This window comes from Thermobacillus xylanilyticus, from assembly GCF_907165215.1.
In the GTDB taxonomy this organism is placed as follows: domain Bacteria; phylum Bacillota; class Bacilli; order Paenibacillales; family Paenibacillaceae; genus Thermobacillus; species Thermobacillus xylanilyticus.
Genome location: NZ_CAJRAY010000022.1, coordinates 12,857 through 35,845, shown reverse-complemented (window position 1 = coordinate 35,845; position 22,989 = coordinate 12,857). Strand labels below are relative to the sequence as shown.

The window sequence follows — 22,989 nt, the reverse complement described above, 5'->3', positions numbered from 1 at the left end:
AGTTCAAAACCGGCAGGCGCCGAATTATCTTCTGCCCGTCTTCTTGTCGTCGTCGGTGTGGCCCTTGAACGTGCGCGTCGGCGCGAATTCGCCGAGCTTGTGACCCACCATGTCTTCCGTTACATAAACCGGCACATGCTTGCGTCCGTCGTAGACGGCGAACGTATGGCCGATAAATTGCGGGAAAATCGTGGAACGGCGGGACCAGGTCTTGATGACGGCTTTCTTGTTGTTTGCGTTCAGTTCTTCGACTTTCTTCATCAGGTGATCGTCGACGAACGGTCCCTTCTTCAGGCTGCGACCCATCGGTGTTCCTCCCTTCGCTTAAATCGAGACCAAAGCCCGCCGGATCCGCGCGGGCGCTTCATGCAGCTCCGCGCGTGACCTCGCGATCTGCGCGGCGGGCAATTCGATCACTTCGTGCGGCTGCGAATGATGTACTTGCTCGACGCTTTCTTCTTCTTGCGCGTCTTGTAGCCGAGCGTCGGTTTGCCCCACGGCGACATCGGCGACTTGCGGCCGATCGGAGCGCGGCCTTCGCCGCCGCCGTGCGGGTGGTCGACCGGGTTCATGACGACACCGCGGACCGTCGGGCGCTTGCCGAGCCAGCGGCTGCGGCCGGCCTTGCCGATACTGATCAGCTCGTGGTCTTCGTTGCCGACCGAGCCGATCGTCGCGCGGCACGTCTTCAGGATGCGGCGCATTTCACCGGACGTGAGACGGACAATGGCATACTTGTCCTCTTTGCCGAGCAGCTGCGCTTCCGTACCTGCGGCGCGCACGAGCTGGCCGCCCTTGCCGGGCTTGAGTTCGATGTTGTGGATGACCGTACCGACCGGGATGTTCTCAAGCGGCAGCGCGTTGCCGACCTTGATGTCCGCGTTCGGACCGGACATGATCTCGTCGCCGACTTTCAGACCCTTCGGCGCGATGATGTAGCGCTTCTCGCCGTCGACGTAGTGGATCAGCGCGATGTTCGCCGTGCGGTTCGGGTCGTACTCGATCGTCGCGACCTTGCCGACGATGCCGTCCTTGTTCCGTTTGAAGTCGATGATCCGGTATTTCCGTTTATGGCCGCCGCCGTGATGGCGGACCGTGATCTTGCCCTGGTTGTTGCGGCCCGCTTTCTTCTTCAGCGGCGCAAGCAGCGATTTCTCCGGGCGGTCCGTCGTAATTTCCTCGAACGTCGAGACCGACATGGCGCGCCGGGCCGGAGAAGTCGGTTTGTACTTCTTGATGGGCACGAATATCCCCTCCTTGTCTCAACAGAATCAGACGGACGCCTCGAAGAACTCGAGTTCCTTGCTGTCCGGGCTGAGCTGCACGATCGCTTTCTTCCATTCGCTCGTGTAGCCCTCATAACGGCCGTAGCGCTTCGGCTTGGCCGGAACGCGCATCGTGTTCACTTTCACGACCTTGACCTTGAAGATCTGTTCGACGGCGGACTTGATTTCCGTCTTCGTCGCCTTCAGATCCACTTCGAACACATAGCGTTTGTTCGCCATCAGTTCGCTCGACTCTTCGGTGATGACCGGACGTTTGATGATGTCGCGCGGGTCCTTCATTGCGCCAGCACCTCCTGTACTTTCAGTGCCGCGTCCTTCGTCATGATGAGCTTGTCGTGGACCATGACGTCACGCACATTGATGCCGTCAGCCGCAATGAATTTCACACCCGGAATGTTCCGTGCGGAAAGCGCCACGTTGTCGTCGTATTCCGCCGTCACAACAAGCGCCTTGCGGTCGACTTTCAGATTGTTCAGGATGCCGGCGAAATCCTTCGTCTTCGGCTGAGCGAGTTTCAGCTCATCCAGCACGATCAGTTCGCTCGCGCCCACTTTCGCGGACAGCGCCGAGCGGATCGCCAGCCGGCGGACTTTCTTCGGCAGCTTGAATCCGTACGTGCGCGGTACCGGTCCGAACACGGTGCCGCCGCCTTTCCATTGCGGAGCCCGGATGCTGCCTTGACGGGCGCGCCCCGTTCCTTTCTGTCTCCAGGGCTTGCGGCCGCCGCCGCTCACTTCCGAACGCCCTTTCGTTTTATGCGTACCGCGGCGCTCGGCGGCTTCTTGCAGCACGATCGCGCTGTGCAGCGCATGCACGTGCGGCTCGATTCCGAATACCGCATCGGACAGCTCGATCTCGCCTACCTGCGCCCCGCTCACATTGTATACTGCTACTTTCGGCATTTCATGTTCCTCCTTTCCTGCAAGAATCGGTTTATTTCTTCACCGAGGATCTGATTTTCACGAACGAGTTCTTCGCGCCCGGGATCGAACCCTTGACGAGAATGACGTTGCGCTCCGCGTCGACGCGAACCACTTCGAGGTTCTGGATCGTGACCGTCTCGCTGCCCATGCGGCCCGCCAGATGCTTGCCCTTCGGCACGCGGTTCGCCTGGATGGAGCCCATCGAACCCGGTCCGCGATGGTACTTCGAACCGTGCGCCATCGGACCGCGCTGTTGACCCCACCGTTTGATGACGCCGGCGAAGCCTTTACCCTTCGAAATGCCCGTCACGTCAACGAACTCGCCTTCCGCGAAAATATCCGCTTTGATCTCCTGGCCAACTTCATACTCGCCCGGGTTGACCCCGCGGATTTCTTTTACGTAGCGCTTGGGAGCCGTGCCGGCTTTCTTCGCGTGACCGACTTCCGGCTTGATCGGGTTCTTCTTGTCGGCAAAACCGAGCTGGATCGCTTCGTAGCCGTCGGTCTCCCGATCCTTCTTCTGGAGCACGACGCACGGGCCGGCCTCGATGACCGTAACCGGTACGACGGAGCCGTCAGCCGCGAAGACTTGCGTCATCCCCAGCTTTCTGCCCAAGATACCTTTCATGTTGACACCTCATTTCCTCTCATGCATATAATAGCCGCCCTTCGCGGCCTGGGCCTTACAGTTTGATCTCGATGTCGACGCCGGACGGCAGGTCCAGACGCATCAGCGCATCGACCGTCTGCGGCGTGGGATTCACAATGTCAATGAGACGCTTGTGCGTGCGCATCTCGAATTGTTCACGGGAATCCTTGTACTTGTGCACCGCCCGCAGAATCGTGATGACTTGCTTCTCCGTCGGAAGCGGAATCGGACCGGACACCCCGGCGCCGGAACGCTTCGCCGTCTCCACGATTTTCTCCGCGGACTGGTCGAGAATTCGGTGATCGTATGCCTTGAGACGGATACGGATCTTTTGCTTTGCTGCCATATGAGTCCCTCCTTCTATCGCCCAATTTGGTAATCGGACATACTCCGCGAGAATAACCCGACAGGCTCCCTATGGCAAAGGGGCCGGGTGTGTCGGCAACCTCCCGCATCATCGCAACGTCGCAGACCAACATGCAATATTATAGCGAAACACCCGGGCGTTTGCAATCTTTTTTCTTTGCGGGACGAATCAAGCATCCGAACCAATAAAAAAGGAAGAGCGGCGGCTTGCGCCGTCACTCTCCCAGCACCCGTTCGATATCTTCCAGCACCAGCTGTCCCGCGATGGCGCCGCTGTACAGCCAGCTGCGGTTCTTGTCCATCTCGTAGACATGTCCCGCTTTGACGGCGGGGATCGTCTTCCAGAGGTCGCTCTCGATCAGCGAGTCCGTCTGGCCTTCTTCGTAGTTCACCAGGAAAATGTAGTCCGCCGTCAGTTCCGACAGTTTCTCGAGCGATATCGGATTCCACGATGCGCGGTTCTCTTCCGGAATCTCGGTCATGATGTTCGGCGGGTTCACGCCCAGATCGCCGTACACGACCGCGCCGCTCGCCGTCTTCGTGTCGACCATGTAGAACTGCTTGGCGGTCAGCCACAGGATGGCGATCGATTTGCCTTCAAGCTTGCCCTCGAGCTTGGCTTTCGTCTCCTGCACTTTTTGATCGTAAGCTTCGAGCGCGGCTTTCGCTTCTTCTTCCTTGCCGAGCACTTCGCCGATCTTGCTCAGCGCGGCGCGCCAGTCGGCCGTCGTCTCGTCGCTGAGGACGAAAGTCGGCGCAATCTTCGAATATTGCGAGTACAGGTCGTTCTGCACCAGCGAGGGCGAGTTGACGATGATGAGGTCCGGATTGAAGCTCACGACCTCTTCCGGCGGCAGGTTGTAGCTGATCGTCGGCACGCCTTCCAGACCGGCCGCCTGCAGGTAGTCCTGCACCCCGTTCGGCACCGACCACTGCGCGGCCGGCATGACGCCGAGCGTGAGCAGATGGTCTTCCAGATAGGGCGCGATGATCCGCTGCGGATTCGCCGGAATCGTCACGTCATTGCCGAGCGCGTCCGTCAGCGTGCGCTCCTGCGGGTTCGCGGCTTCCTCTTGTTCCGCGCCGTTTCCGGCAGTGCCGCCGTTCGTTCCGCCGGCCGCATTGTCGCTGCCGGAAGCCGCCCCGTTGCTCTCTCCCGCATTGTTATTGCCGCCGCAAGCGGCGAGCGCCAGCGCGAGCACCAGCAGCAGCGCCGCGAACATCCCGGCCGTTCGTTTGCCTTCTTTCTTGCTGCGCAACATTGAGCATTTCATCCTTTCGCTTGTTTGCAGATATGCTGCTTAACCTGCTTTGTTATCCTGAACAAGAATGATAATCATTCTCATGGATGTTGTCAATTGAACGTTCTGTGACTGCCCCGGTTTCACGGTGCCATCCGCCTCATTCCGCTGCGGAACCGATCTACCGGCCCCTGCGGCGCGCCAGCCAGAGGAAAAACGGCACCCCGGCCAGCGAAATGAGCGCGCCGGCCGGCGTCTCGTAAGGCGGGTTGACCGACCGCGCGCCGATGTCGGCGAGCACCATGAACAGACTTCCGAGCACGGCGGAACACGGAATGATCCACCGGTAATCGACGCCGACGAGAAACCGGGCGACATGCGGCACCATCAGCCCGATGAACGCAATGCTGCCGACGGCCGACATCGACGATCCGGCCAGGATCAGCACGACCAGCATGCCCGCCGTCTTCACCCAGCGGGTGCGCATTCCGAGACCGGCCGCCACCTCCTCGCCGAGACTGAGCAGCGTGATGGAACGGGACATCAGCAGCGCGGCGATCAGACTGACACCGATCCATGGCCACAATACCGATATCTGCGGCCAGGTGATCCCCGCCGCGCCGCCGGCATACCAGAAGGCGAGATCTTGTCCGACTCGAAACATGAGCGCGATGCCTTCGCTAACCGCGGTGAGCAGCGCGCTTACCGCCGCTCCCGCCAGCGTCAAGCGCACCGGTGTCATGCCGCCCCTCGCCATCGAGCCGATGCCGAACACCAATCCCGCGCCGATGGCCGCCCCCAGGAACGCATACACCATCAACAGGATGTACGGCGTCTGCGGAAAAAATGCGAAACAGACCGCGAGCATCACGCCAGCCCCCGCGTTGAGCCCGAGCAATCCGGAGTCCGCGAGCGGGTTGCGCGTCATGCCTTGCATCATCGCGCCGGCGACGGCGAGTCCGGCTCCGACGAGCGCGCTTCCGAGCGCTCGCGGCACGCGCAAGTCCCGCACGACGTGATGGCTCGACAGTTCCGGATCGAACCGGAACAAGGCATCCCATACGGTGGAGAGACGGATGTCCGCCGCACCGATGGCTGTGGCGGCCGCCATGGCCAGGGCAAGCGCGGCGAGTCCGCCCGTAATGATCAGGATGGCCGCAAGCGGACGGCCTTTGACCGGCATTTGCCGCGCGTTCGCCGCATCATGCCGGGTGTTGAACGCGTTCATTTAACCACCTGCTCACAAAGACAAAGCCACCGTCCCAACGGGAACCAGTGGCTTCGAAAATCAGCCGCAATCTCGGAAGGCTGCAGATCTTTCGCATGCCGGAGCGGCCCGTCAACCGTTCGTCACGGCATTCGCCTGCTTGCCGTAAGCCCGATCTTCCTGTTTGCTCTTCACCTGCTGATGCTCGCGGTTCTTCGCCGTACGCAGGCTTTCGCGGAACAGTTCGAACGGCAGACAGAGCGGCACGCCGGTGCGCGGATCGAACAGAATATCGGCTTCGATCCCGAATACTTCGCGGAGCACTTCCTTCGTCGTTACTTTCGCCGGTTCGCCTTCGGCCACGATCTTGCCGGACTTGATCGCGACCATGTGATGCGCATAACGCGTGGCGTGGTTCAGATCGTGCACGACCATGACGATCGTTCGGCCTTGCTCTTCATTGAGCTGCTGCAGCAGCTTCAGCACCTCGAGCTGATGCGCCATATCGAGATAGGTCGTCGGCTCGTCCAGGAACAATATTTCCGTCTGCTGCGCGAGCGCCATCGCAATCCATGCCCGCTGCCGCTGACCGCCGGACAACTGATCAACCGCACGGTCGGCAAATGAAACAAGACCGGTCATCTCGATCGCCCACTCCACGATCTCACGGTCTTCCCGGCTCATCGTGCCGAAACCTTTCTGATGCGGATAGCGGCCGTAGCCGACCAGTTCGCGGACCGTAAGCCCTTCGGGCGCAACGGGATTCTGGGGCAAAATCGCCAGCTGTTTCGCCACTTCCCGCGTCGATTGCGAGTGGATCGCCTTCCCGTCGAGCAGCACGCTGCCGCGCTGGGGTTTCATGATGCGGGCCATCGTCTTCAAAATCGTCGATTTGCCCGATCCGTTCGAACCTACCAGGGCGGTAATCTTTCCCGTCGGTATGCTCAGGTTCAGACCGTCCACAATCAGCCGTTCGTCATAGCCAATCGCCAGGTCTTGCGTTATCAGTCTGTCCAAGGCGCCTCATCCTCTCCGGTCGCCTGCCGCAGTCAGGCCATATCCATCACAGTCGGATTCGAAAAATCAATCGGCTTCGCAGCCGCGCCCGATCCTTCATCCACCCTGCTGGTCAAATCAATCCGTCTATTATGATAATGGTTCTCATTATCGTCGTCAATGATCTGCTTGCAATCCGGCAAGAAAATCGGCTGACGTCGTGACGGACGTGAAAAAAACAAGCGGCCGTTTGACAGCAGTTGCTGCCAAACGGCCGTGCAATATGCGGCTTGGAGCCGCGCCTCATTACTTCAGGATCGAAGCAACGGCGCCTGCGCCTACCGTACGGCCGCCTTCGCGGATAGCGAAGCGCGTACCTTCTTCGATAGCGATCGGAGCGATCAGTTCAACCGTCAGGGTGACGTTGTCGCCCGGCATAACCATCTCGGTGCCTTCCGGCAGTTCGATAACGCCCGTTACGTCCGTCGTCCGGAAGTAGAATTGCGGACGGTAGCCCGTGAAGAACGGTTTGTGGCGGCCGCCTTCTTCCTTCGTCAGGACGTAAACTTGAGCCGTGAATTTCGTGTGCGGGTTAACCGAGCCCGGTTTAACCAGAACTTGGCCGCGCTCGATTTCCTTGCGCTCTACGCCGCGGAGCAGCGCGCCGATGTTGTCGCCGGCTTGCGCTTGGTCGAGCAGCTTACGGAACATTTCAACGCCCGTAACGACCGTTTTCTTCGTTTCGTCTTGCAGACCGACGATTTCGACTTCATCGCCGACTTTAACCGTACCGCGCTCGACGCGGCCCGTTGCAACCGTACCGCGGCCGGTGATCGTGAATACGTCTTCGACCGGCATGAGGAACGGCTTGTCGACGTCGCGTTCCGGCGTCGGGATGTAGGAGTCGATCGCTTCGAACAGTTCAACGATCTTGTCAGCCCACGGACCGTCCGGATTTTCGAGCGCTTCGCGCGCGGAACCGCGGATGATCGGCGTGTCGTCGCCTGGGAACTCGTATTCGCTCAGCAGGTCGCGAACTTCCATTTCAACGAGTTCGAGCAGCTCTTCGTCTTCAACCATGTCGCACTTGTTCAGGAATACGACAATGTACGGAACGCCGACCTGACGGGAGAGCAGGATGTGCTCGCGCGTTTGCGGCATCGGGCCGTCAGCAGCGGATACGACGAGGATTGCGCCGTCCATCTGAGCTGCACCCGTAATCATGTTCTTGACGTAGTCGGCGTGGCCCGGGCAGTCAACGTGCGCATAGTGGCGGTTCGGTGTTTCGTACTCGACGTGTGCGGTCGAGATCGTGATGCCGCGCTCGCGCTCTTCCGGAGCCTTGTCGATTTGGTCGTAAGCGACTGCAGCGCCGCCGCCATACTTCTTCGACAGAACCGTCGTGATGGCGGCCGTCAGCGTCGTCTTGCCATGGTCGACGTGACCGATGGTGCCGATGTTGACGTGCGGTTTCGTACGTTCGAATTTAGCCTTAGCCATTGAACCATTTCCTCCTTGGGATGATGGATTGGGTTATGTGTGGAGCGGGGCGCGGCGCAAGGCGCCGCGGCATCCGTCCTGTAACCACATCGGTTATGTCGTCATGCAGGCTTACTCGTTGCTGCTTCCCTTGTACTTCGCGATGATCTCGTCCGCAATCGACTTCGGAACTTCCTCATAGTGGGACAGTTCCATCGAGAACACCCCGCGGCCTTGCGTGCCCGAACGAAGCGTCGTCGAGTAGCCGAACATTTCGCCGAGCGGCACCTTCGCGCGGATGATTTGCGCGCCTGCGCGCGTATCCGTGCCCTCGATGCGTCCGCGGCGGGAGCTGAGCGTGCCCATGACGTCGCCGAAGTATTCTTCCGGCACCGTGACCTCGACCTTCATGATCGGCTCGAGGAGCACAGGGTTACACTTGTCCTTCGCGGCCTTGAGCGCCAGCGAACCGGCGATCTTGAACGCCATTTCGGACGAGTCGACGTCGTGGTACGAACCGTCGACGAGCGTAGCCTTGATGTCGACCATCGGATAACCGGCGAGGACGCCGTTGCGCATCGCTTCTTCGATACCGGCTTGAACGGCCGGCACGTATTCTTTCGGAACGACGCCGCCGACGATCTTGTTCTCGAACACGAAGCCCGCGCCTTGCTCAAGCGGTTCGAATTCGATCCAGACGTGGCCGTATTGACCGCGGCCGCCCGACTGGCGGACGAATTTGCCTTCGACGCGCGCCGGCGTGCGGAACGTCTCGCGGTATGCGACCTGCGGCTTGCCGACGTTCGTCTCGACCTTGAATTCCCGTTTCAGACGGTCGACGATGATCTCCAGATGGAGCTCGCCCATGCCGGCGATGATCGTCTGGCCGGTCTCTTCGTCCGTGTAGGCACGGAACGTCGGGTCTTCTTCGGAGAGCTTCGACAGCGCGACGCCAAGTTTGTCCTGGTCGTTCTTCGTCTTCGGCTCGATCGCGACCTCGATGACCGGTTCCGGGAAGTTCATCGATTCCAGGATAACCGGATGCTTCTCGTCGCAGAGCGTGTCGCCCGTCGTCGTGTCCTTCAGGCCGACGGCAGCGGCGATGTCGCCCGCATACACTTCCGTGATCTCCTCGCGATGGTTCGCGTGCATCTGCAGAATCCGGCCGATCCGTTCGCGCTTGCCCTTCGTGGCGTTCAGCACGTACGAACCGGAGTTCAGGATGCCGGAGTAGACGCGGAAGAACGTCAGCTTACCGACATAGGGGTCGGTCATGATCTTGAATGCGAGTGCCGCGAACGGCTCGTCGTCGGACGACTTGCGCGTCGTCTCCGTGCCGTCTTCGAGCGTGCCCTTGATATCCGGCACGTCAACCGGCGACGGCAGATATTCGATGACGGCGTCCAGCATCAATTGAACGCCTTTGTTCCGGTACGAAGAGCCGCAGACGACCGGGAAAATCTGAACGGAACATACGCCTTTGCGCAGTGCCGCCTTCAGTTCCGGAACGGTGATCTCTTCGCCTTCCAGATACTTCATCATGAGCTCTTCGTCGATTTCAGCGACCTTCTCGACGAGCTCATTGCGAAGCTCTTCGGCCTTGTCGGCCAGGTCGGCCGGAATGTCCCCGACTTCGATATCTTTGCCGAGGTCGTCTTTGTAGAAGTACGCTTTCCGCTCGATCAGGTCAATGATGCCGCGGAAATCGTTCTCGGCGCCGATCGGCAGTTGGATCGCGACGGCGTTCGCCTGCAGACGATCGCGCATGTCCTGGACGACGGCGAGGTAATCCGCGCCGATAATGTCCATCTTGTTGACATAGGCGATCCGCGGCACGCCGTACTTGTCCGCCTGGCGCCAGACGGTCTCGGACTGCGGTTCAACGCCTTCCTTCGCGCTGAACACGGCTACTGCTCCGTCCAGCACGCGCAGGGAACGCTCGACTTCGACGGTGAAGTCGACGTGGCCCGGAGTGTCGATGATATTGATCCGGTGACCTTTCCATTGAGCGGTCGTCGCGGCCGACGTGATCGTGATGCCGCGCTCCTGCTCCTGTTCCATCCAGTCCATCGTCGCGGCGCCTTCGTGCACCTCGCCGATCTTGTGGGTGCGGCCGGTATAGAACAGGATGCGCTCCGTGGTGGTCGTCTTGCCGGCGTCAATATGGGCCATGATCCCGATATTGCGCGTATCTTTCAAGGAGAACTGTCTAGGCATGCTGTTGTCTCCTTCCGAAATCTGAATCCTACCAGCGGTAGTGCGCGAACGCCTTGTTCGCCTCGGCCATCTTGTGCGTGTCTTCGCGCTTCTTCACGGCAGCGCCCGTGTTGTTCGAAGCGTCGATGATCTCTGCGGCCAGGCGTTCCTGCATCGTCTTCTCGCCGCGGGTGCGGGCGTAGTTGACGAGCCAGCGGAGGCCAAGGGACGTCCGGCGTTCCGGTCTGACTTCCACCGGAACCTGGTAGTTCGCGCCGCCGACGCGGCGAGCCTTGACTTCGAGCACCGGCATGACATTCTTGAGAGCGGCCTCGAACACTTCCATCGGGTCCTTGCCCGTGCGCTCACGGATAATCTCGAACGCTTCGTACAGGATTCTGGACGCGACTCCGCGCTTGCCGTCGATCATGATGCGGTTGATGAGCCGCGTGACCAGCTTGCTGTTGTAGATCGGGTCCGGCAGCACATCGCGCTTCGGCACCGGTCCTTTGCGTGGCATGGATCCAACCTCCTTCCATCATGTTTCTCCATCGTCAGCCGATCTATTACTTCTTCGCTTCCTTCGGACGCTTCGCGCCGTACTTGGAGCGGCCTTGCTTACGGTTGTTCACGCCGGCCGTATCCAGCGCGCCGCGGACGATATGATAGCGGACACCCGGAAGGTCCTTGACCCGGCCGCCGCGGATCAACACGACGCTGTGCTCTTGAAGATTGTGACCAATACCCGGAATATATGCCGTAACCTCAACGCGGTTGGTCAGACGAACCCGCGCATATTTCCGCAGGGCGGAGTTCGGCTTCTTCGGCGTCATCGTGCCGACACGGGTGCAGACGCCCCGCTTCTGCGGCGAGCTGATGTTGGTCGCTTCACGCTTGAGCGCGTTGAAACCCCGTTGCAGCGCCGGCGATTTCGACTTGACGACCTTCGCTTTGCGGCCTTTGCGCACGAGCTGGTTGATTGTTGGCATGTTGCCACCCCCTTCCTTGGGCGAGTCGGTTGAATCGCTGCGTGTTTCAAGTCCACAGATCCAGGCGGTTCATCAATAAGCAGACAAAAGTCCGCGCCGCATTCCTTTCGTGAATCCGGCCCGAACGTCGCCTGCCTTACGGTCCATCCGGAATCCAGGCGGCCGACGCGGCTCCGACGTCGATCCCGCAGCGTCTGCCGAGATCGGCCATCCGGTCCACCCATTCGACCTCGATCTCCGCTTGGCGGCAGAGCTCCACAATCTTGCCCGTCAACCGAGGATCTGCATCGCGCGCGACAAATACCCGCGCGGCCAATCCTTGCTCCACAGCTTTCGTCGTTTGCTTGGTGCCGATCTTCCAGGGCATGGAGACTCCTCCCTTTCGCGAAGGCGCACGATCCCCATCCTTATAGGCACACTCCGATATAGTATCACCTGCTGCCAGGGTGTGTCAAGCAGAACAGCTTTGGCCGACAAACGCATACCGCGCGGCTTGTCTTATACCGTCAACTTCCGGTTCAGTGCAAGTCCTTTGACATGCGAGCCGCCTGTCGGTTCTTGCATCTCATGCAAAACGGCTCATCCCCGCGGAGAGCTTGTCCGTCTTGCAAACGGTTGTATCGAAAACTCCCTCCGACAGCCGCCGGGCCGGTCCGGACGATCGGTTCGTCCGGCCGGCCCAGGCCGCCTTCCTCGGAATCGGGTCAAACGTTATCCTCGGATGTGTGCCGCATCCGATGCGCCCGGACGGAAGGTCCGGCGCATCAGGATTCGACCGCTACGCCTTCAAGCACTTCTTCCGATTGCTGCTCGTCTTCTTCCAGACCGGCGAAGCGAATGTTCCGGTAATGGGCCATGCCCGTGCCCGCCGGAATCAGCTTGCCGATAATGACGTTCTCCTTCAGGCCGAGCAGCTGGTCGACCTTGCCCTTGATCGCGGCGTCCGTGAGCACGCGCGTCGTCTCCTGGAACGATGCGGCGGACAGGAAGGAGTCCGTCTCGAGCGACGCCTTCGTGATGCCGAGCAGCACCGGCTTCGCGACGGCCGGCTCCTTGCCCGCGAGAATCGCTTCGCGGTTCGCCGCCTCGTACTCGTGGATGTCGACGTACGAACCCGGCAGGAGCTGCGTGTCGCCCGCATCGACGATCCGGATTTTCCGGAGCATCTGCTTGATCATGACCTCGATATGCTTGTCGTTGATCTCGACGCCCTGGTTCCGGTAGACGCGCTGCACTTCCTGCAGGATGTAGTTCTGCACGCCGCGGATACCCTTGATCCGGAGCATCTCCTTCGGGTCGATCGAACCGTCCGTCAGCTCGTCGCCCGCTTCGACGCGGTCGCCGATGTTCACGCGGATACGCGAACCGTAGCTGACCGAGTAAACCTTCGTCTCCGCTTCGCCTTCGACTTCGATCTCGCGCCGGTCTTTCGCGTCGCGGATATCCTTGACGACGCCGTCGATCTCGGAGATCGTCGCCTGGCCTTTCGGATTCCGGGCTTCGAACAGCTCCTGGATCCGCGGCAGACCTTGCGTGATGTCGTCGCCGGCGACGCCGCCCGTGTGGAACGTCCGCATCGTAAGCTGCGTACCCGGCTCGCCGATCGACTGGGCCGCGATGATGCCGACCGCTTCGCCGATCTCGACATGTTTGCCGGTCGCCAGGTTCCGGCCGTAGCAGATCTTGCAGACGCCGTGGCGGGCGCGGCAGCTGAGCACGGAGCGGATCTCCAGCTTCTCGATGCCGGCGGCGATGATCTTCTCCGCGATCTCGGCATCGATCATTTCGCCCTTGCCGACGATGATCTCGCCCGTCTCCGGATGGCGCACCGCCGCCGCCGTGTAGCGGCCTTCGATCCGGTCGTACAGATCCTCGATGACTTCCTTGCCGTCGTGGATCTTCGTGACGGTGATGCCTTTATCCGTGCCGCAGTCTTCTTCGCGCACGATGACGTCCTGCGCGACGTCGACGAGACGGCGGGTCAGATAACCCGAGTCCGCGGTCCGGAGCGCCGTGTCGGCGAGACCTTTCCGCGCGCCGTGCGTCGAGATGAAGTACTCGAGGACCGTCAGCCCTTCGCGGAAGTTCGATTTGATCGGGAGCTCGAAGATCCGGCCGGACGGCGTCGCCATCAGGCCGCGCATGCCGCCGAGCTGCGTGATCTGCGACTTGTTGCCCCGCGCCTTCGAATCGACCATGAGCATGATCGAGTTGTAGCGGTCCATCGATTTCATGAGCACGTCCGTGATCCGGTCCTTCGTCTGGCCCCAGATCTCGATGACGCGGTCGTACCGCTCCTCGTCCGTGATGAGGCCGCGGCGGTACTGGTTCGTGACGACCCTGACCTTCTCCTCGGACTCGGCGAGAATGTCCTTCTTCGCATCCGGCACGACAACGTCCGAAATCGCGATCGTGATGCCGGCCCGCGTCGAGTACGTGAAGCCGAGCTGCTTGATCTTGTCGAGAATGATCGACGTCGTCGTCGTCTGGAACAGGCGGAAGCATTCCGCGATGATCTGGCCGAGATATTCCTTGCCCACCGCGCTGGCGATCGGGAGCTGGGCGATGTACGCGTTCACGTCCGCGCCCTTCTCCTTGACGAACCAGCGTTCCGGCGTGCCCTTGAGCAGGTTGTCCTTCGTCGCTTCGTTGATGTACGGGAACGTGTCCGGGAAAATCTCGTTGAAAATCAGTTTCCCGACCGTCGTCACGATGAGCGAGCGCTCCTGCTCTTCCGTGAACATCTTCTTGTTCAGCGCGCGCGCCGGGATGACGATCCGCGCGTGAAGCGACACGATGTCGCGGTGGTAAGCGGAGATCGCTTCGTTCACCGTGGCGAACATCATGCCCGTGCCCTTCGCCTCGGGATTGTCCATCGTCAGATAGTAGCTGCCGAGGACCATGTCCTGCGAAGGCGTAACGACCGGCTTGCCGTCCTTCGGGTTCAGGATGTTGCCCGAAGCGAGCATGAGCAGGCGCGCTTCCGCCTGCGCTTCAGCCGAGAGCGGCACGTGCACGGCCATCTGGTCGCCGTCGAAGTCGGCGTTGTACGCCGTACAGACGAGCGGGTGCAGCTTGATCGCGCGGCCTTCGACGAGCGTCGGCTCGAACGCCTGGATGCCGAGGCGGTGGAGCGTCGGCGCGCGGTTCAGCAGCACCGGGTGCTCGCGGATGACTTCCTCGAGCACGTCCCAGACTTCCGGGCTCACGCGCTCGACCTTGCGCTTCGCGCTCTTGATGTTGTGCGCGAGCCCCTTGTTCACGAGCTCCTTCATGACGAACGGCTTGAACAGCTCCAGCGCCATCTCCTTCGGCAGGCCGCACTGATACATCTTCAGGCTCGGCCCGACGACGATGACGGAACGGCCGGAGTAGTCGACCCGTTTGCCGAGCAGGTTCTGACGGAACCGGCCCTGCTTGCCCTTCAGCATATGACTGAGCGATTTCAGCGGACGGTTGCCCGGTCCGGTAACCGGACGGCCGCGGCGGCCGTTGTCGATCAGCGCGTCAACGGCTTCCTGCAGCATCCGCTTCTCGTTCTGCACGATGATGTCCGGCGCGCCAAGATCGAGCAGCCGCTTCAGCCGGTTGTTCCGGTTGATGACGCGGCGGTACAGGTCGTTCAGGTCGCTCGTCGCGAACCGGCCGCCGTCGAGCTGCACCATCGGGCGCAGTTCCGGCGGAATGACCGGCAGCACATCGAGAATCATCCATTCCGGACGGTTGCCCGAATTGCGGAACGCCTCAAGCACCTCAAGCCGCTTGATCGCGCGGTTGCGGCGCTGGCCTTGCGCCGTGCGCAGCTCTTCCTTGAGGATATCGATCTCGCGGTCGAGGTCGATGTCCATCAGGAGCTTCTTGATCGCTTCGGCGCCCATGCCGGCCTGGAAACCGTAGCCGTACTTCTCGCGGTAGCTGCGGTATTCCTTCTCGGAGAGGAGCTGCTTCTTCTCCAGCGGCGTGTCGCCCGGGTCGGTCACGACATAGGATGCGAAGTAGATGACCTCCTCGAGCGAACGCGGCGACATGTCGAGCGCCAGCCCCATCCGGCTCGGAATCCCTTTGAAATACCAGATATGCGACACCGGAGCGGCCAGCTCGATGTGGCCCATCCGCTCGCGGCGCACCTTCGCGCGCGTCACTTCGACGCCGCAGCGGTCGCAGACGACGCCTTTGTAACGCACGCGCTTGTATTTGCCGCAGTGGCACTCCCAGTCCTTCGTCGGACCGAAAATTTTCTCGCAGAACAGCCCTTCCTTCTCGGGTTTGAGCGTCCGATAGTTGATCGTCTCGGGTTTCTTCACTTCTCCGCGCGACCAGGAACGGATCTTGTCCGGAGAAGCCAGGCCGATCTTCATAAACTCGAAGTTGTTAACATCCAACAAGGAGCAACCCTCCTTCAGTCTCTGCCGCGAGGCAGGCGAGGCCGCCCGCTGGACAGGGCGGCGATGCCTTGTCTGACGATGAAGTCACGTGGCGCCGATCACTCGATGCCGACTTCCGATCCTTCGAGGTTCAGGTTGAGCTTGTCGCCCGCGCCGTCTTCCTCGTCGTCGATCTCCCTCATCTCGATCTCTTCTTCGTTCTCGGTCAGGATCTTCACGTCCATGCCGAGGCTCTGAAGTTCCTTGATGAGGACCTTGAACGACTCCGGAACGCCCGGTTCGGGGACGTTTTCGCCCTTGACGATCGATTCGTACGTCTTCACCCGTCCGACGACGTCGTCGGATTTGACGGTCAGAATCTCCTGCAATGTATAGGCGGCGCCGTATGCTTCAAGCGCCCACACTTCCATCTCGCCGAACCGCTGGCCGCCGAACTGCGCCTTGCCGCCCAGCGGCTGCTGGGTGACGAGCGAGTACGGACCGGTCGAACGGGCGTGGATCTTGTCGTCGACCATGTGGGCCAGCTTGATCATGTACATGACGCCGACGGTGACTTCCCGCTCGAACGGTTCGCCCGTCCGGCCGTCGTACAGGATCGTCTTGCCGTTACGCTGCATGCCGGCTTCTTCCATCGCGTTGAACACGTCTTCCTCGTTCGCGCCGTCGAAGACCGGCGTCGCGGCGTAGATTCCCATCCGCTTGCACGCCATGCCGAGGTGCACTTCGAGCACCTGGCCGATGTTCATCCGCGACGGAACGCCGAGCGGGTTCAGCACGACATCGACCGGCGTGCCGTCCGGCAGGAACGGCATGTCTTCCTCCGGCATGATGCGCGCGATGACACCCTTGTTGCCGTGGCGTCCGGCCATCTTGTCGCCTTCGGAAATCTTCCGCTTCTGCGCGATGTACACGCGCACGAGCTGGTTCACGCCCGGCGGCAGCTCGTCGCCGTTCTCGCGGGTGAACACCTTGACGTCGACGACGATGCCGTCGGTGCCGTGCGGCACGCGGAGCGACGTGTCGCGCACTTCGCGCGCCTTCTCGCCGAAGATCGCGTGCAGCAGCCGCTCTTCCGCCGTCAGCTCGGTCACGCCCTTCGGCGTCACCTTGCCGACGAGGATGTCGCCCGCGCTGATCTCGGCGCCGACGCGGATGATGCCGCGTTCGTCGAGGTTCTTCAGCGCGTCTTCACCGACGTTCGGAATGTCGCGCGTAATCTCTTCGGGTCCGAGCTTCGTGTCGCGCGCTTCGGACTCGTATTCTTCGATATGAATCGAGGTGTACACGTCTTCCTTGACCAGCTTCTCGCTGAGCAGGATCGCGTCCTCGTAGTTGTACCCTTCCCAGGTCATGAAGGCGACGACGACGTTGCGGCCGAGCGCCAGTTCGCCCTGGTCGGTCGACGGACCGTCCGCCAGAATGTCGCCTTTCTTCACGAACTCGCCCTTCTTCACGATCGGGCGCTGGTTGATGCAGGTGCCCTGGTTCGAACGTTCGAACTTGTGCAGCTTGTATTTCACGAGATCGCCGGTCACCTGCTTGCCGTCGATCGTCTCGACGCGGCGCAGCCAGATCTCGTTCGCGGTGACGCGCTCGATGATGCCGTCGTACTTCGAGACGATGCAGACGCCCGAGTCCTTCGCCGCCTTGTACTCCATGCCGGTGCCGACGAGCGGCGCTTCCGGCACGAGCAGCGGCACGGCCTGACGCTGCATGTTCGCGCCCATGAGCGCGCGGTTCGAGTCGTCGTTCTCAAGGAACGGGATGAGCGCCGTCGCGACGGAAACCACCTGTTTCGGCGACACGTCCATGTAGTCGACGCGGTCGCTCGGCATCGTCAGGATGTTGTCCGCCTGCTTGTTGTAGCGGACGATCACCATGTCGTCCGCGAATTTGCCTTCCGGCGTCAGCGCGGCGTTCGCCTGCGCGATGACGTAGTTGTCCTCTTCATCCGCCGTCATATAATCGATATGGTCCGTGACGATGCCCGTCTCCGGATCGACGCGGCGGTACGGCGCCTCGATGAAGCCGTACTCGTTGATCCGCGCGTACGTCGACAGCGAGTTGATCAGGCCGATGTTCGGACCTTCCGGCGTCTCGATCGGACACATCCGGCCGTAGTGGGACGGATGGACGTCGCGCACTTCGAAGCCCGCGCGTTCCCGCGTGAGACCCCCCGGACCGAGCGCGGACAGCCGGCGCTTGTGCGTAAGCTCGGCCAGCGGGTTCGTCTGGTCCATGAACTGCGACAGCTGCGAGCTGCCGAAGAATTCCTTGATCGCCGCGATGACCGGACGGATGTTGATCAGCGCCTGCGGCGTGATCGCATTCGCGTCCTGGATCGACATCCGCTCGCGGACGACGCGTTCCATCCGGGAGAGGCCGATGCGGAACTGGTTCTGCAGCAGCTCGCCGACCGAACGGAGGCGGCGGTTGCCGAGGTGGTCAATGTCGTCCGTGCTGCCGATGCCGTGCAGCAGATTGATGAAATAGTTGATCGACGCGATGATGTCGGCCGGCGTAATGTGCTTGACCGACTTGTCGATATTGCCGTTCGAGATGATCTTGACGATCTTCCCGTCCTCATTGGGCGAGAATACGCTGATTGCCTGGAGGGGAATACTGTCGGCATCCAGCACCCCGTTCGCGACATGGTACGTCTTGAAGCCGACGCCGCCATCCAGGTACGGCGTAATCTGATCAAGCAGCCGGCGGTCGATCACCTGTCCCGCTTCGGCGATAATCTCGCCGGTCGACGGATCGACGAGCGTCTCCGCGAGCCGCTGGTTGAACAGCCGGTTCTTGATATTCAGCTTCTTGTTGATTTTGTAACGGCCCACGTTCGCCAGGTCATACCGCTTCGGATCGAAGAAACGGGCGACGAGCAGACTCTTCGCGTTCTCGAGCGTCGGCGGTTCGCCCGGACGGAGCCGTTCATAGATTTCGATGAGCGCCTTCTCGACGGAATCGGTGTTGTCCTTGTCGAGGGTGTTGCGGATGAACTCATCCTGACCGAGCAAGTCGAGAATTTCGGCATCCGTGCCGAAACCGAGGGCGCGGAGCAGCACGGTGACAGGAATCTTCCGCGTGCGGTCGATCCGGACGTAGATGATGTCCTTCGCGTCCGTCTCGAGCTCGAGCCATGCGCCGCGGTTCGGAATAACCGTCGCCGTGTAGGTTTTCTTGCCGTTCTTGTCAACCTTCGTGCTGAAGTACACGCTGGGGGATCGGACCAACTGGCTGACAATGACGCGTTCCGCGCCGTTGATGATGAACGTGCCGGTCTCGGTCATGAGCGGAAAATCGCCCATGAACACCTCCTGCTCCTTCACCTCGCCGGTCTCCTTGTTGATGAGGCGCACCTTGACGCGGAGCGGAGCGGCGTACGTCACATCGCGTTCCTTCGCATCATCCACCGTATATTTCGGTTCGCCCAAGGAATAGTCGATGAACTCGAGCGACAAGTTGCCCGTGAAATCCGTAATCGGCGAAATGTCCTGGAACAGCTCGAGCAGATCGCGCTCCAGAAATTTCTGATACGATTTCTGCTGGATTTCAATCAGGTTCGGTACTTCGAGCACTTCTTTGATGCGGGAATAGCTCCTGCGCGTGCGTCGGCCATACTGAACGAGATGTCCTGCCAACTTTACCCCACCCCTCATGGTTGACTTGCAGCCTTGCCTTGCTATATGATCAATCCGCCGCGGTATTTAGCGGCGGCCTGAAAACGCCCATAGACGAAAGAAAGGCCTTACCGGACGCATGCGCCCGGTTAAAGACCGTCGTGCCGCGAATCGCCGCCGAACCGGTACCTGCCGCGCGCGGGCAGCCGCGAAAACGGAAAACGGCCGAAGCGCCGCACTCCTCCGGTTGAGGCAGAAATCCCCATATGTTTAATCATTTTCACCGAAAAGACAGCCATTATACCTGAATCCGCCGGATCATGGACACGGTCCGTTCCGCCTATTGAAATTTGCACTTGACAAACGGCGGACAAAAGACTTGTGCCCTATTTTAATGCTGACATTTTATAATGATACCACAGGCAAGAAGGCGAGTCAACAAATGTTTGACCGCTCCGCCCGCAGAATGCAATAACCTTTGTCCCGTGCCGCCACCCTCACGTTGTCTGCTCCGAAAATTTCTTCCAGCTTCGCTTCGGCCGAAGGAGCCCCCTGCTTCTTCTGGATGACGACCCACAGCGCGCCGCCCGGGACCAGCCGCTCAAAAGCCTCTTCGAAAATCCGATGCACGACCGCCTTCCCGGCCCGGATCGGCGGATTGGTCAGCACGGCGTCGAAGGTCTGATCGCGCACCGCCTCGAACAGATCGCTTTCCAGAATCGTCACATTGCGGATGCCGTTCCGTTCCGCGTTCTCGCGTGCCAGCTTCACGGCCCGCTCGTTGATGTCAATCATGGTGACGTGCGCGGACGGCTTCGCGGCCGCGATCGCGAGGCCGATCGGGCCGTAACCGCAGCCGACGTCCAGCACGCGCGCGCCGTCCGGGATGTCGGCCGTCTCGATCAGCAGCCTGCTGCCGAAGTCGACGCCCGATTTCGAAAAGACCCCCGCATCCGTTGCAAATGCCAGCCGTCTGCCGCGCAGCACCGCTTCGATCCGCTTTCGGTCGCTGACAGACCGCGGCGTCTTCGTGTAATAGTGTTCGGACATGCAGCACACCTCCCGGCCGGTTGCCGCGCACCTGGCCATAATGACGACGAACCCCCCGAAGCCATGCTTCAAGGGGTTCGACACAGACGATTACTTCAGTTCGACGGTAGCGCCAGCTTCTTCGAGCTTCGCCTTGATCGACTCGGCCTCTTCCTTGCTGACTTTCTCTTTCAGCGGCTTCGGAGCGTTGTCGACCAGGTCTTTCGCTTCCTTCAGGCCGAGGCCCGTAACTTCGCGGACAACCTTGATGACATTGATCTTCGATGCGCCGGCGTTTGCCAGGATGACATCGAATTCCGATTGTTCAGCAGCTTCGGCACCGCCGGCTGCGCCGCCTGCAACAACCGCAACCGGAGCTGCGGCCGTCACGCCGAATTCTTCTTCGATCGCTTTTACCAGTTCGTTCAGTTCAAGGACCGTCATGCCCTTGATCGCTTCAAGAATTTGTTCCTTCGACATAGGATTACCCTCCATCAGGATTGAAGTTTTGCCGCATGCCCGACCGGGCAGCGGATTATGCGCAATATATCTGTGCGATTAAGCTTCCGCTTCCTTCTTGTCCGCGACCGCCTTGACGGCGAGCGCGAAGTTGCGGACCGGAGCCTGCAGCACGCTGAGCAGCATGGAGAGCAGGCCTTCGCGGGACGGAAGATCCGCCAGCGCCTTGATCTCGTCGAATCCGACAACGCGGCCTTCGACCACGCCGCCCTTGATCTTGAGCGCCTCGTTCTCCTTCGCGAATTGGCTCAGAATCTTGGCCGGAGCCACGGCATCGTCCTTGCCGAACGCAACGGCCGTCGGACCGGTGAGCACCGAATCCAGTTCCGTCAGTTCGGCGTTCGCCGTCGCGCGGCGGATGAGGGTGTTCTTCAGCACCCGGAACTCGATGCCCGCTTCGCGCAACTTGCGGCGAAGTTCCGTCACCTGGGCGACGTTCAGGCCGCGGTAGTCGGTGAGGACCGTTGTCGCGCTTTCGCGAAGTTTCGCCGTAATTTCTTCAACGATCTGCTGCTTCTCCTGGATGATCTTGGCGTTTGCCATGATGGACACCTCCCGTATATAGAGTCGCGCATCCGCAACCTGTCGGCTTAGTCCGATGCATGAACATGGCCTCCGCAGACAACGGAGGCCATGACGTGCGCCGCCGGAACATACCTTCCGGCGCATCGCGTCTATTCATAGCACCTCGGTAGGACATTAAGCCTTGCGGCACCTACTGTCTACGGTACGCATATTCGATTTGGATGTGCGCTGTTGCTTAACGATAGGCCGCCGTGTTGACGGTTACGCTCGGCCCCATCGTGGAAGAGATCGCGATCTTCTTCAGATAGACCCCTTTGGCCGCTGCCGGTTTCGCGCGGTTCAGCGCGTCGATGAGCGCCCGCAGGTTCTCTTCCAGTTTCTCGGCATCGAACGATACCTTGCCGATGGCCGCGTGGATTTGACCCGCGCGGTCGAGACGGTATTCGATCTTGCCGGCCTTGATCTCCTGCACGGCTTTCGCCACGTCGAACGTGACCGTGCCGGCCTTCGGGTTCGGCATGAGCCCTTTGCCACCGAGAATCCGGCCGAGCTTGCCGACTTCCGCCATCATGTCGGGCGTCGCCACGCAGACGTCGAAGTCGAACCAGCCCTGCTGAATCTTGTTGATCAGGTCGGAATCGCCGACGTAATCGGCGCCCGCTGCTTCAGCTTCTTTCGCTTTTTCGCCTTTGGCGAATACGAGCACGCGCTTCGTCTTGCCCGTGCCGTGCGGCAGGACGACGACACCGCGCACCGCCTGGTCTTGCTTCTTCGGATCAACGCCGAGACGAACGGCAACTTCAACCGATTCGTCGAACTTGGCGGTTGCCGCTTTCTTCACAAGCTCCACCGCCTGGCGCGGTTCATAAACCGCGTCGCGGTCGATCAGCTTGGCGGCTTCCTGATATTTCTTGCCGCGCTTTGCCATGTTGCTCTCCTCCTTGTGTGGTTGTAGCGGACAATCCCCTTGCGGGCATCCTCCCACTTCGAGCAGTCGCGGAGCGACTGCGGGACCAATGTGAACGCGGGGTGTTCACCGAAGCAGTCGCGGAGCGACTGCGGAACCAAACCCATCAGTCTTCTACAACAATGCCCATGGAACGAGCCGTTCCTTCGACCATCCGCATCGCAGCTTCGACGGAAGCCGCGTTCAGGTCGGGCATCTTCTGCTCGGCGATTTCGCGAACTTTGCTGCGCTTGATCGTGGCGACCTTGCGCTTGTTCGGTTCGCCGGAGCCTTTCTCAACGCCTGCCGCGATGCGAAGCAGCACCGCTGCCGGCGGCGTCTTCGTCTCGAACGTGAACGAACGGTCTTCGAACACGGTAAGGACGACCGGAATGATCAGGCCAGCCTGGTCAGCCGTGCGGGCGTTGAACTCTTTGCAGAATTGCATGATGTTCACGCCGGCCTGACCGAGCGCGGGACCGATCGGCGGCGCCGGATTGGCCTTGCCCGCAGGAACCTGCAGCTTCACAACCTTGATGACTTTCTTTGCCATTTTGCAACACCTCCTGCCCCTGGAATGTGGTCAGACGGACCGCTTCCCACGCATCGGACGCCGGCTTCGCAAACAGC

At 60.8% G+C, this 22,989-nt stretch carries 21 protein-coding genes and 1 other annotated feature; all 21 genes read right to left on the bottom strand.

All coding sequences use genetic code 11. From position 1 onward, the window contains the following. Window positions 1-24: 24 nt before the first annotated feature. Window positions 25-306 carry a 30S ribosomal protein S19 gene (gene rpsS / locus KJQ12_RS04710; protein ID WP_213483711.1) on the bottom strand — a complete coding sequence of 94 codons (282 nt, stop codon included), beginning with the start codon at window positions 304-306 and terminating at the stop codon, window positions 25-27. A gap of 107 nt (window positions 307-413) precedes the next feature. Continuing rightward, entirely contained in the window at window positions 414-1,244 is an 831-nt protein-coding gene (gene rplB, locus KJQ12_RS04705; RefSeq protein ID WP_213483710.1) for a 50S ribosomal protein L2, read from the bottom strand. 27 nt (window positions 1,245-1,271) lie between these two features. Beyond that, window positions 1,272-1,565, bottom strand: a complete 294-nt coding sequence (rplW, locus tag KJQ12_RS04700; protein WP_015253290.1) for a 50S ribosomal protein L23 — start codon at window positions 1,563-1,565, stop codon at window positions 1,272-1,274. Continuing rightward, complete coding sequence (gene rplD / locus KJQ12_RS04695; RefSeq protein WP_213483709.1) at window positions 1,562-2,188, bottom strand: 50S ribosomal protein L4; 627 nt, start codon at window positions 2,186-2,188, stop codon at window positions 1,562-1,564. The genes rplW and rplD overlap by 4 nt, the downstream gene beginning before the upstream one ends. 31 nt (window positions 2,189-2,219) lie before the next feature. Beyond that, a complete protein-coding gene (rplC, locus tag KJQ12_RS04690) occupies window positions 2,220-2,837 on the bottom strand; it encodes a 50S ribosomal protein L3 (RefSeq protein WP_213483708.1) in 618 nt (205 codons plus the stop codon). A 55-nt stretch (window positions 2,838-2,892) separates the two neighbouring features. Then, complete coding sequence (rpsJ, locus tag KJQ12_RS04685) at window positions 2,893-3,204, bottom strand: 30S ribosomal protein S10 (RefSeq protein ID WP_015253287.1); 312 nt, start codon at window positions 3,202-3,204, stop codon at window positions 2,893-2,895. 235 nt (window positions 3,205-3,439) lie between these two features. Then, complete coding sequence (locus KJQ12_RS04680; protein ID WP_213483707.1) at window positions 3,440-4,486, bottom strand: ABC transporter substrate-binding protein; 1,047 nt, start codon at window positions 4,484-4,486, stop codon at window positions 3,440-3,442. Between the two features lie 160 nt (window positions 4,487-4,646). Continuing rightward, window positions 4,647-5,693, bottom strand: a complete 1,047-nt coding sequence (locus KJQ12_RS04675; protein WP_213483706.1) for a FecCD family ABC transporter permease — start codon at window positions 5,691-5,693, stop codon at window positions 4,647-4,649. A 111-nt stretch (window positions 5,694-5,804) separates the two neighbouring features. Next, window positions 5,805-6,689: an ABC transporter ATP-binding protein gene (locus KJQ12_RS04670; RefSeq protein ID WP_213483705.1), complete on the bottom strand. Its 885-nt coding sequence runs from the start codon at window positions 6,687-6,689 to the stop codon at window positions 5,805-5,807. A gap of 285 nt (window positions 6,690-6,974) precedes the next feature. Next, on the bottom strand, window positions 6,975-8,168 hold the full coding sequence (gene tuf, locus KJQ12_RS04665; RefSeq protein WP_015253285.1) for an elongation factor Tu: 1,194 nt from the start codon (window positions 8,166-8,168) through the stop codon (window positions 6,975-6,977). A 111-nt stretch (window positions 8,169-8,279) separates the two neighbouring features. Continuing rightward, complete coding sequence (gene fusA / locus KJQ12_RS04660) at window positions 8,280-10,364, bottom strand: elongation factor G (RefSeq protein WP_213483704.1); 2,085 nt, start codon at window positions 10,362-10,364, stop codon at window positions 8,280-8,282. A 28-nt stretch (window positions 10,365-10,392) separates the two neighbouring features. Next, window positions 10,393-10,863 (bottom strand): 30S ribosomal protein S7, encoded by a 471-nt coding sequence (gene rpsG / locus KJQ12_RS04655; RefSeq protein WP_213483703.1) that lies wholly within the window; start codon window positions 10,861-10,863, stop codon window positions 10,393-10,395. Between the two features lie 46 nt (window positions 10,864-10,909). Beyond that, the gene (gene rpsL / locus KJQ12_RS04650; protein WP_015253282.1) at window positions 10,910-11,332 is read right to left on the bottom strand and encodes a 30S ribosomal protein S12; all 423 of its coding nucleotides are present in this window, start codon (window positions 11,330-11,332) and stop codon (window positions 10,910-10,912) included. 136 nt (window positions 11,333-11,468) lie between these two features. After that, a complete protein-coding gene (locus KJQ12_RS04645) occupies window positions 11,469-11,699 on the bottom strand; it encodes a ribosomal L7Ae/L30e/S12e/Gadd45 family protein (protein ID WP_213483702.1) in 231 nt (76 codons plus the stop codon). 397 nt (window positions 11,700-12,096) lie between these two features. After that, window positions 12,097-15,717: a DNA-directed RNA polymerase subunit beta' gene (rpoC, locus tag KJQ12_RS04640; protein WP_213483701.1), complete on the bottom strand. Its 3,621-nt coding sequence runs from the start codon at window positions 15,715-15,717 to the stop codon at window positions 12,097-12,099. Between the two features lie 98 nt (window positions 15,718-15,815). Beyond that, window positions 15,816-19,379 (bottom strand): DNA-directed RNA polymerase subunit beta, encoded by a 3,564-nt coding sequence (gene rpoB / locus KJQ12_RS04635; protein ID WP_198285761.1) that lies wholly within the window; start codon window positions 19,377-19,379, stop codon window positions 15,816-15,818. A 396-nt stretch (window positions 19,380-19,775) separates the two neighbouring features. Then, the gene (locus tag KJQ12_RS04630; protein WP_213483700.1) at window positions 19,776-20,390 is read right to left on the bottom strand and encodes a class I SAM-dependent methyltransferase; all 615 of its coding nucleotides are present in this window, start codon (window positions 20,388-20,390) and stop codon (window positions 19,776-19,778) included. Window positions 20,391-20,480: 90 nt separating this feature from the next. Continuing rightward, window positions 20,481-20,849: a 50S ribosomal protein L7/L12 gene (rplL, locus tag KJQ12_RS04625; protein WP_015253277.1), complete on the bottom strand. Its 369-nt coding sequence runs from the start codon at window positions 20,847-20,849 to the stop codon at window positions 20,481-20,483. A 78-nt stretch (window positions 20,850-20,927) separates the two neighbouring features. Beyond that, entirely contained in the window at window positions 20,928-21,431 is a 504-nt protein-coding gene (gene rplJ / locus KJQ12_RS04620; protein WP_213483699.1) for a 50S ribosomal protein L10, read from the bottom strand. Window positions 21,432-21,482: 51 nt separating this feature from the next. Further along, window positions 21,483-21,634, bottom strand: a sequence feature (ribosomal protein L10 leader region). A gap of 14 nt (window positions 21,635-21,648) precedes the next feature. Continuing rightward, window positions 21,649-22,341, bottom strand: coding sequence for a 50S ribosomal protein L1 (gene rplA / locus KJQ12_RS04615; RefSeq protein WP_213483698.1), 693 nt, complete (start codon window positions 22,339-22,341; stop codon window positions 21,649-21,651). 145 nt (window positions 22,342-22,486) lie between these two features. Next, complete coding sequence (gene rplK, locus KJQ12_RS04610) at window positions 22,487-22,912, bottom strand: 50S ribosomal protein L11 (protein WP_213483697.1); 426 nt, start codon at window positions 22,910-22,912, stop codon at window positions 22,487-22,489. Window positions 22,913-22,989: the final 77 nt, after the last annotated feature.

Bases quoted from the DNA above. Each gene is read 5' to 3' on its own strand.
- rpsS (WP_213483711.1), bottom strand. From the start codon at position 306: ATGGGTCGCAGCCTGAAGAAGGGACCGTTCGTCGACGATCACCTGATG.
- rplW (WP_015253290.1), bottom strand. From the start codon at position 1,565: ATGAAGGACCCGCGCGACATCATCAAACGTCCGGTCATCACCGAAGAG.
- rplD (WP_213483709.1), bottom strand. From the start codon at position 2,188: ATGCCGAAAGTAGCAGTATACAATGTGAGCGGGGCGCAGGTAGGCGAG.
- rplC (WP_213483708.1), bottom strand. From the start codon at position 2,837: ATGAAAGGTATCTTGGGCAGAAAGCTGGGGATGACGCAAGTCTTCGCG.
- rpsJ (WP_015253287.1), bottom strand. From the start codon at position 3,204: ATGGCAGCAAAGCAAAAGATCCGTATCCGTCTCAAGGCATACGATCAC.
- KJQ12_RS04680 (WP_213483707.1), bottom strand. From the start codon at position 4,486: ATGTTGCGCAGCAAGAAAGAAGGCAAACGAACGGCCGGGATGTTCGCG.
- KJQ12_RS04675 (WP_213483706.1), bottom strand. From the start codon at position 5,693: ATGAACGCGTTCAACACCCGGCATGATGCGGCGAACGCGCGGCAAATG.
- tuf (WP_015253285.1), bottom strand. From the start codon at position 8,168: ATGGCTAAGGCTAAATTCGAACGTACGAAACCGCACGTCAACATCGGC.
- fusA (WP_213483704.1), bottom strand. From the start codon at position 10,364: ATGCCTAGACAGTTCTCCTTGAAAGATACGCGCAATATCGGGATCATG.
- rpsG (WP_213483703.1), bottom strand. From the start codon at position 10,863: ATGCCACGCAAAGGACCGGTGCCGAAGCGCGATGTGCTGCCGGACCCG.
- rpsL (WP_015253282.1), bottom strand. From the start codon at position 11,332: ATGCCAACAATCAACCAGCTCGTGCGCAAAGGCCGCAAAGCGAAGGTC.
- KJQ12_RS04645 (WP_213483702.1), bottom strand. From the start codon at position 11,699: ATGCCCTGGAAGATCGGCACCAAGCAAACGACGAAAGCTGTGGAGCAA.
- rpoB (WP_198285761.1), bottom strand. From the start codon at position 19,379: ATGAGGGGTGGGGTAAAGTTGGCAGGACATCTCGTTCAGTATGGCCGA.
- KJQ12_RS04630 (WP_213483700.1), bottom strand. From the start codon at position 20,390: ATGTCCGAACACTATTACACGAAGACGCCGCGGTCTGTCAGCGACCGA.
- rplL (WP_015253277.1), bottom strand. From the start codon at position 20,849: ATGTCGAAGGAACAAATTCTTGAAGCGATCAAGGGCATGACGGTCCTT.
- rplJ (WP_213483699.1), bottom strand. From the start codon at position 21,431: ATGGCAAACGCCAAGATCATCCAGGAGAAGCAGCAGATCGTTGAAGAA.
- rplA (WP_213483698.1), bottom strand. From the start codon at position 22,341: ATGGCAAAGCGCGGCAAGAAATATCAGGAAGCCGCCAAGCTGATCGAC.
- rplK (WP_213483697.1), bottom strand. From the start codon at position 22,912: ATGGCAAAGAAAGTCATCAAGGTTGTGAAGCTGCAGGTTCCTGCGGGC.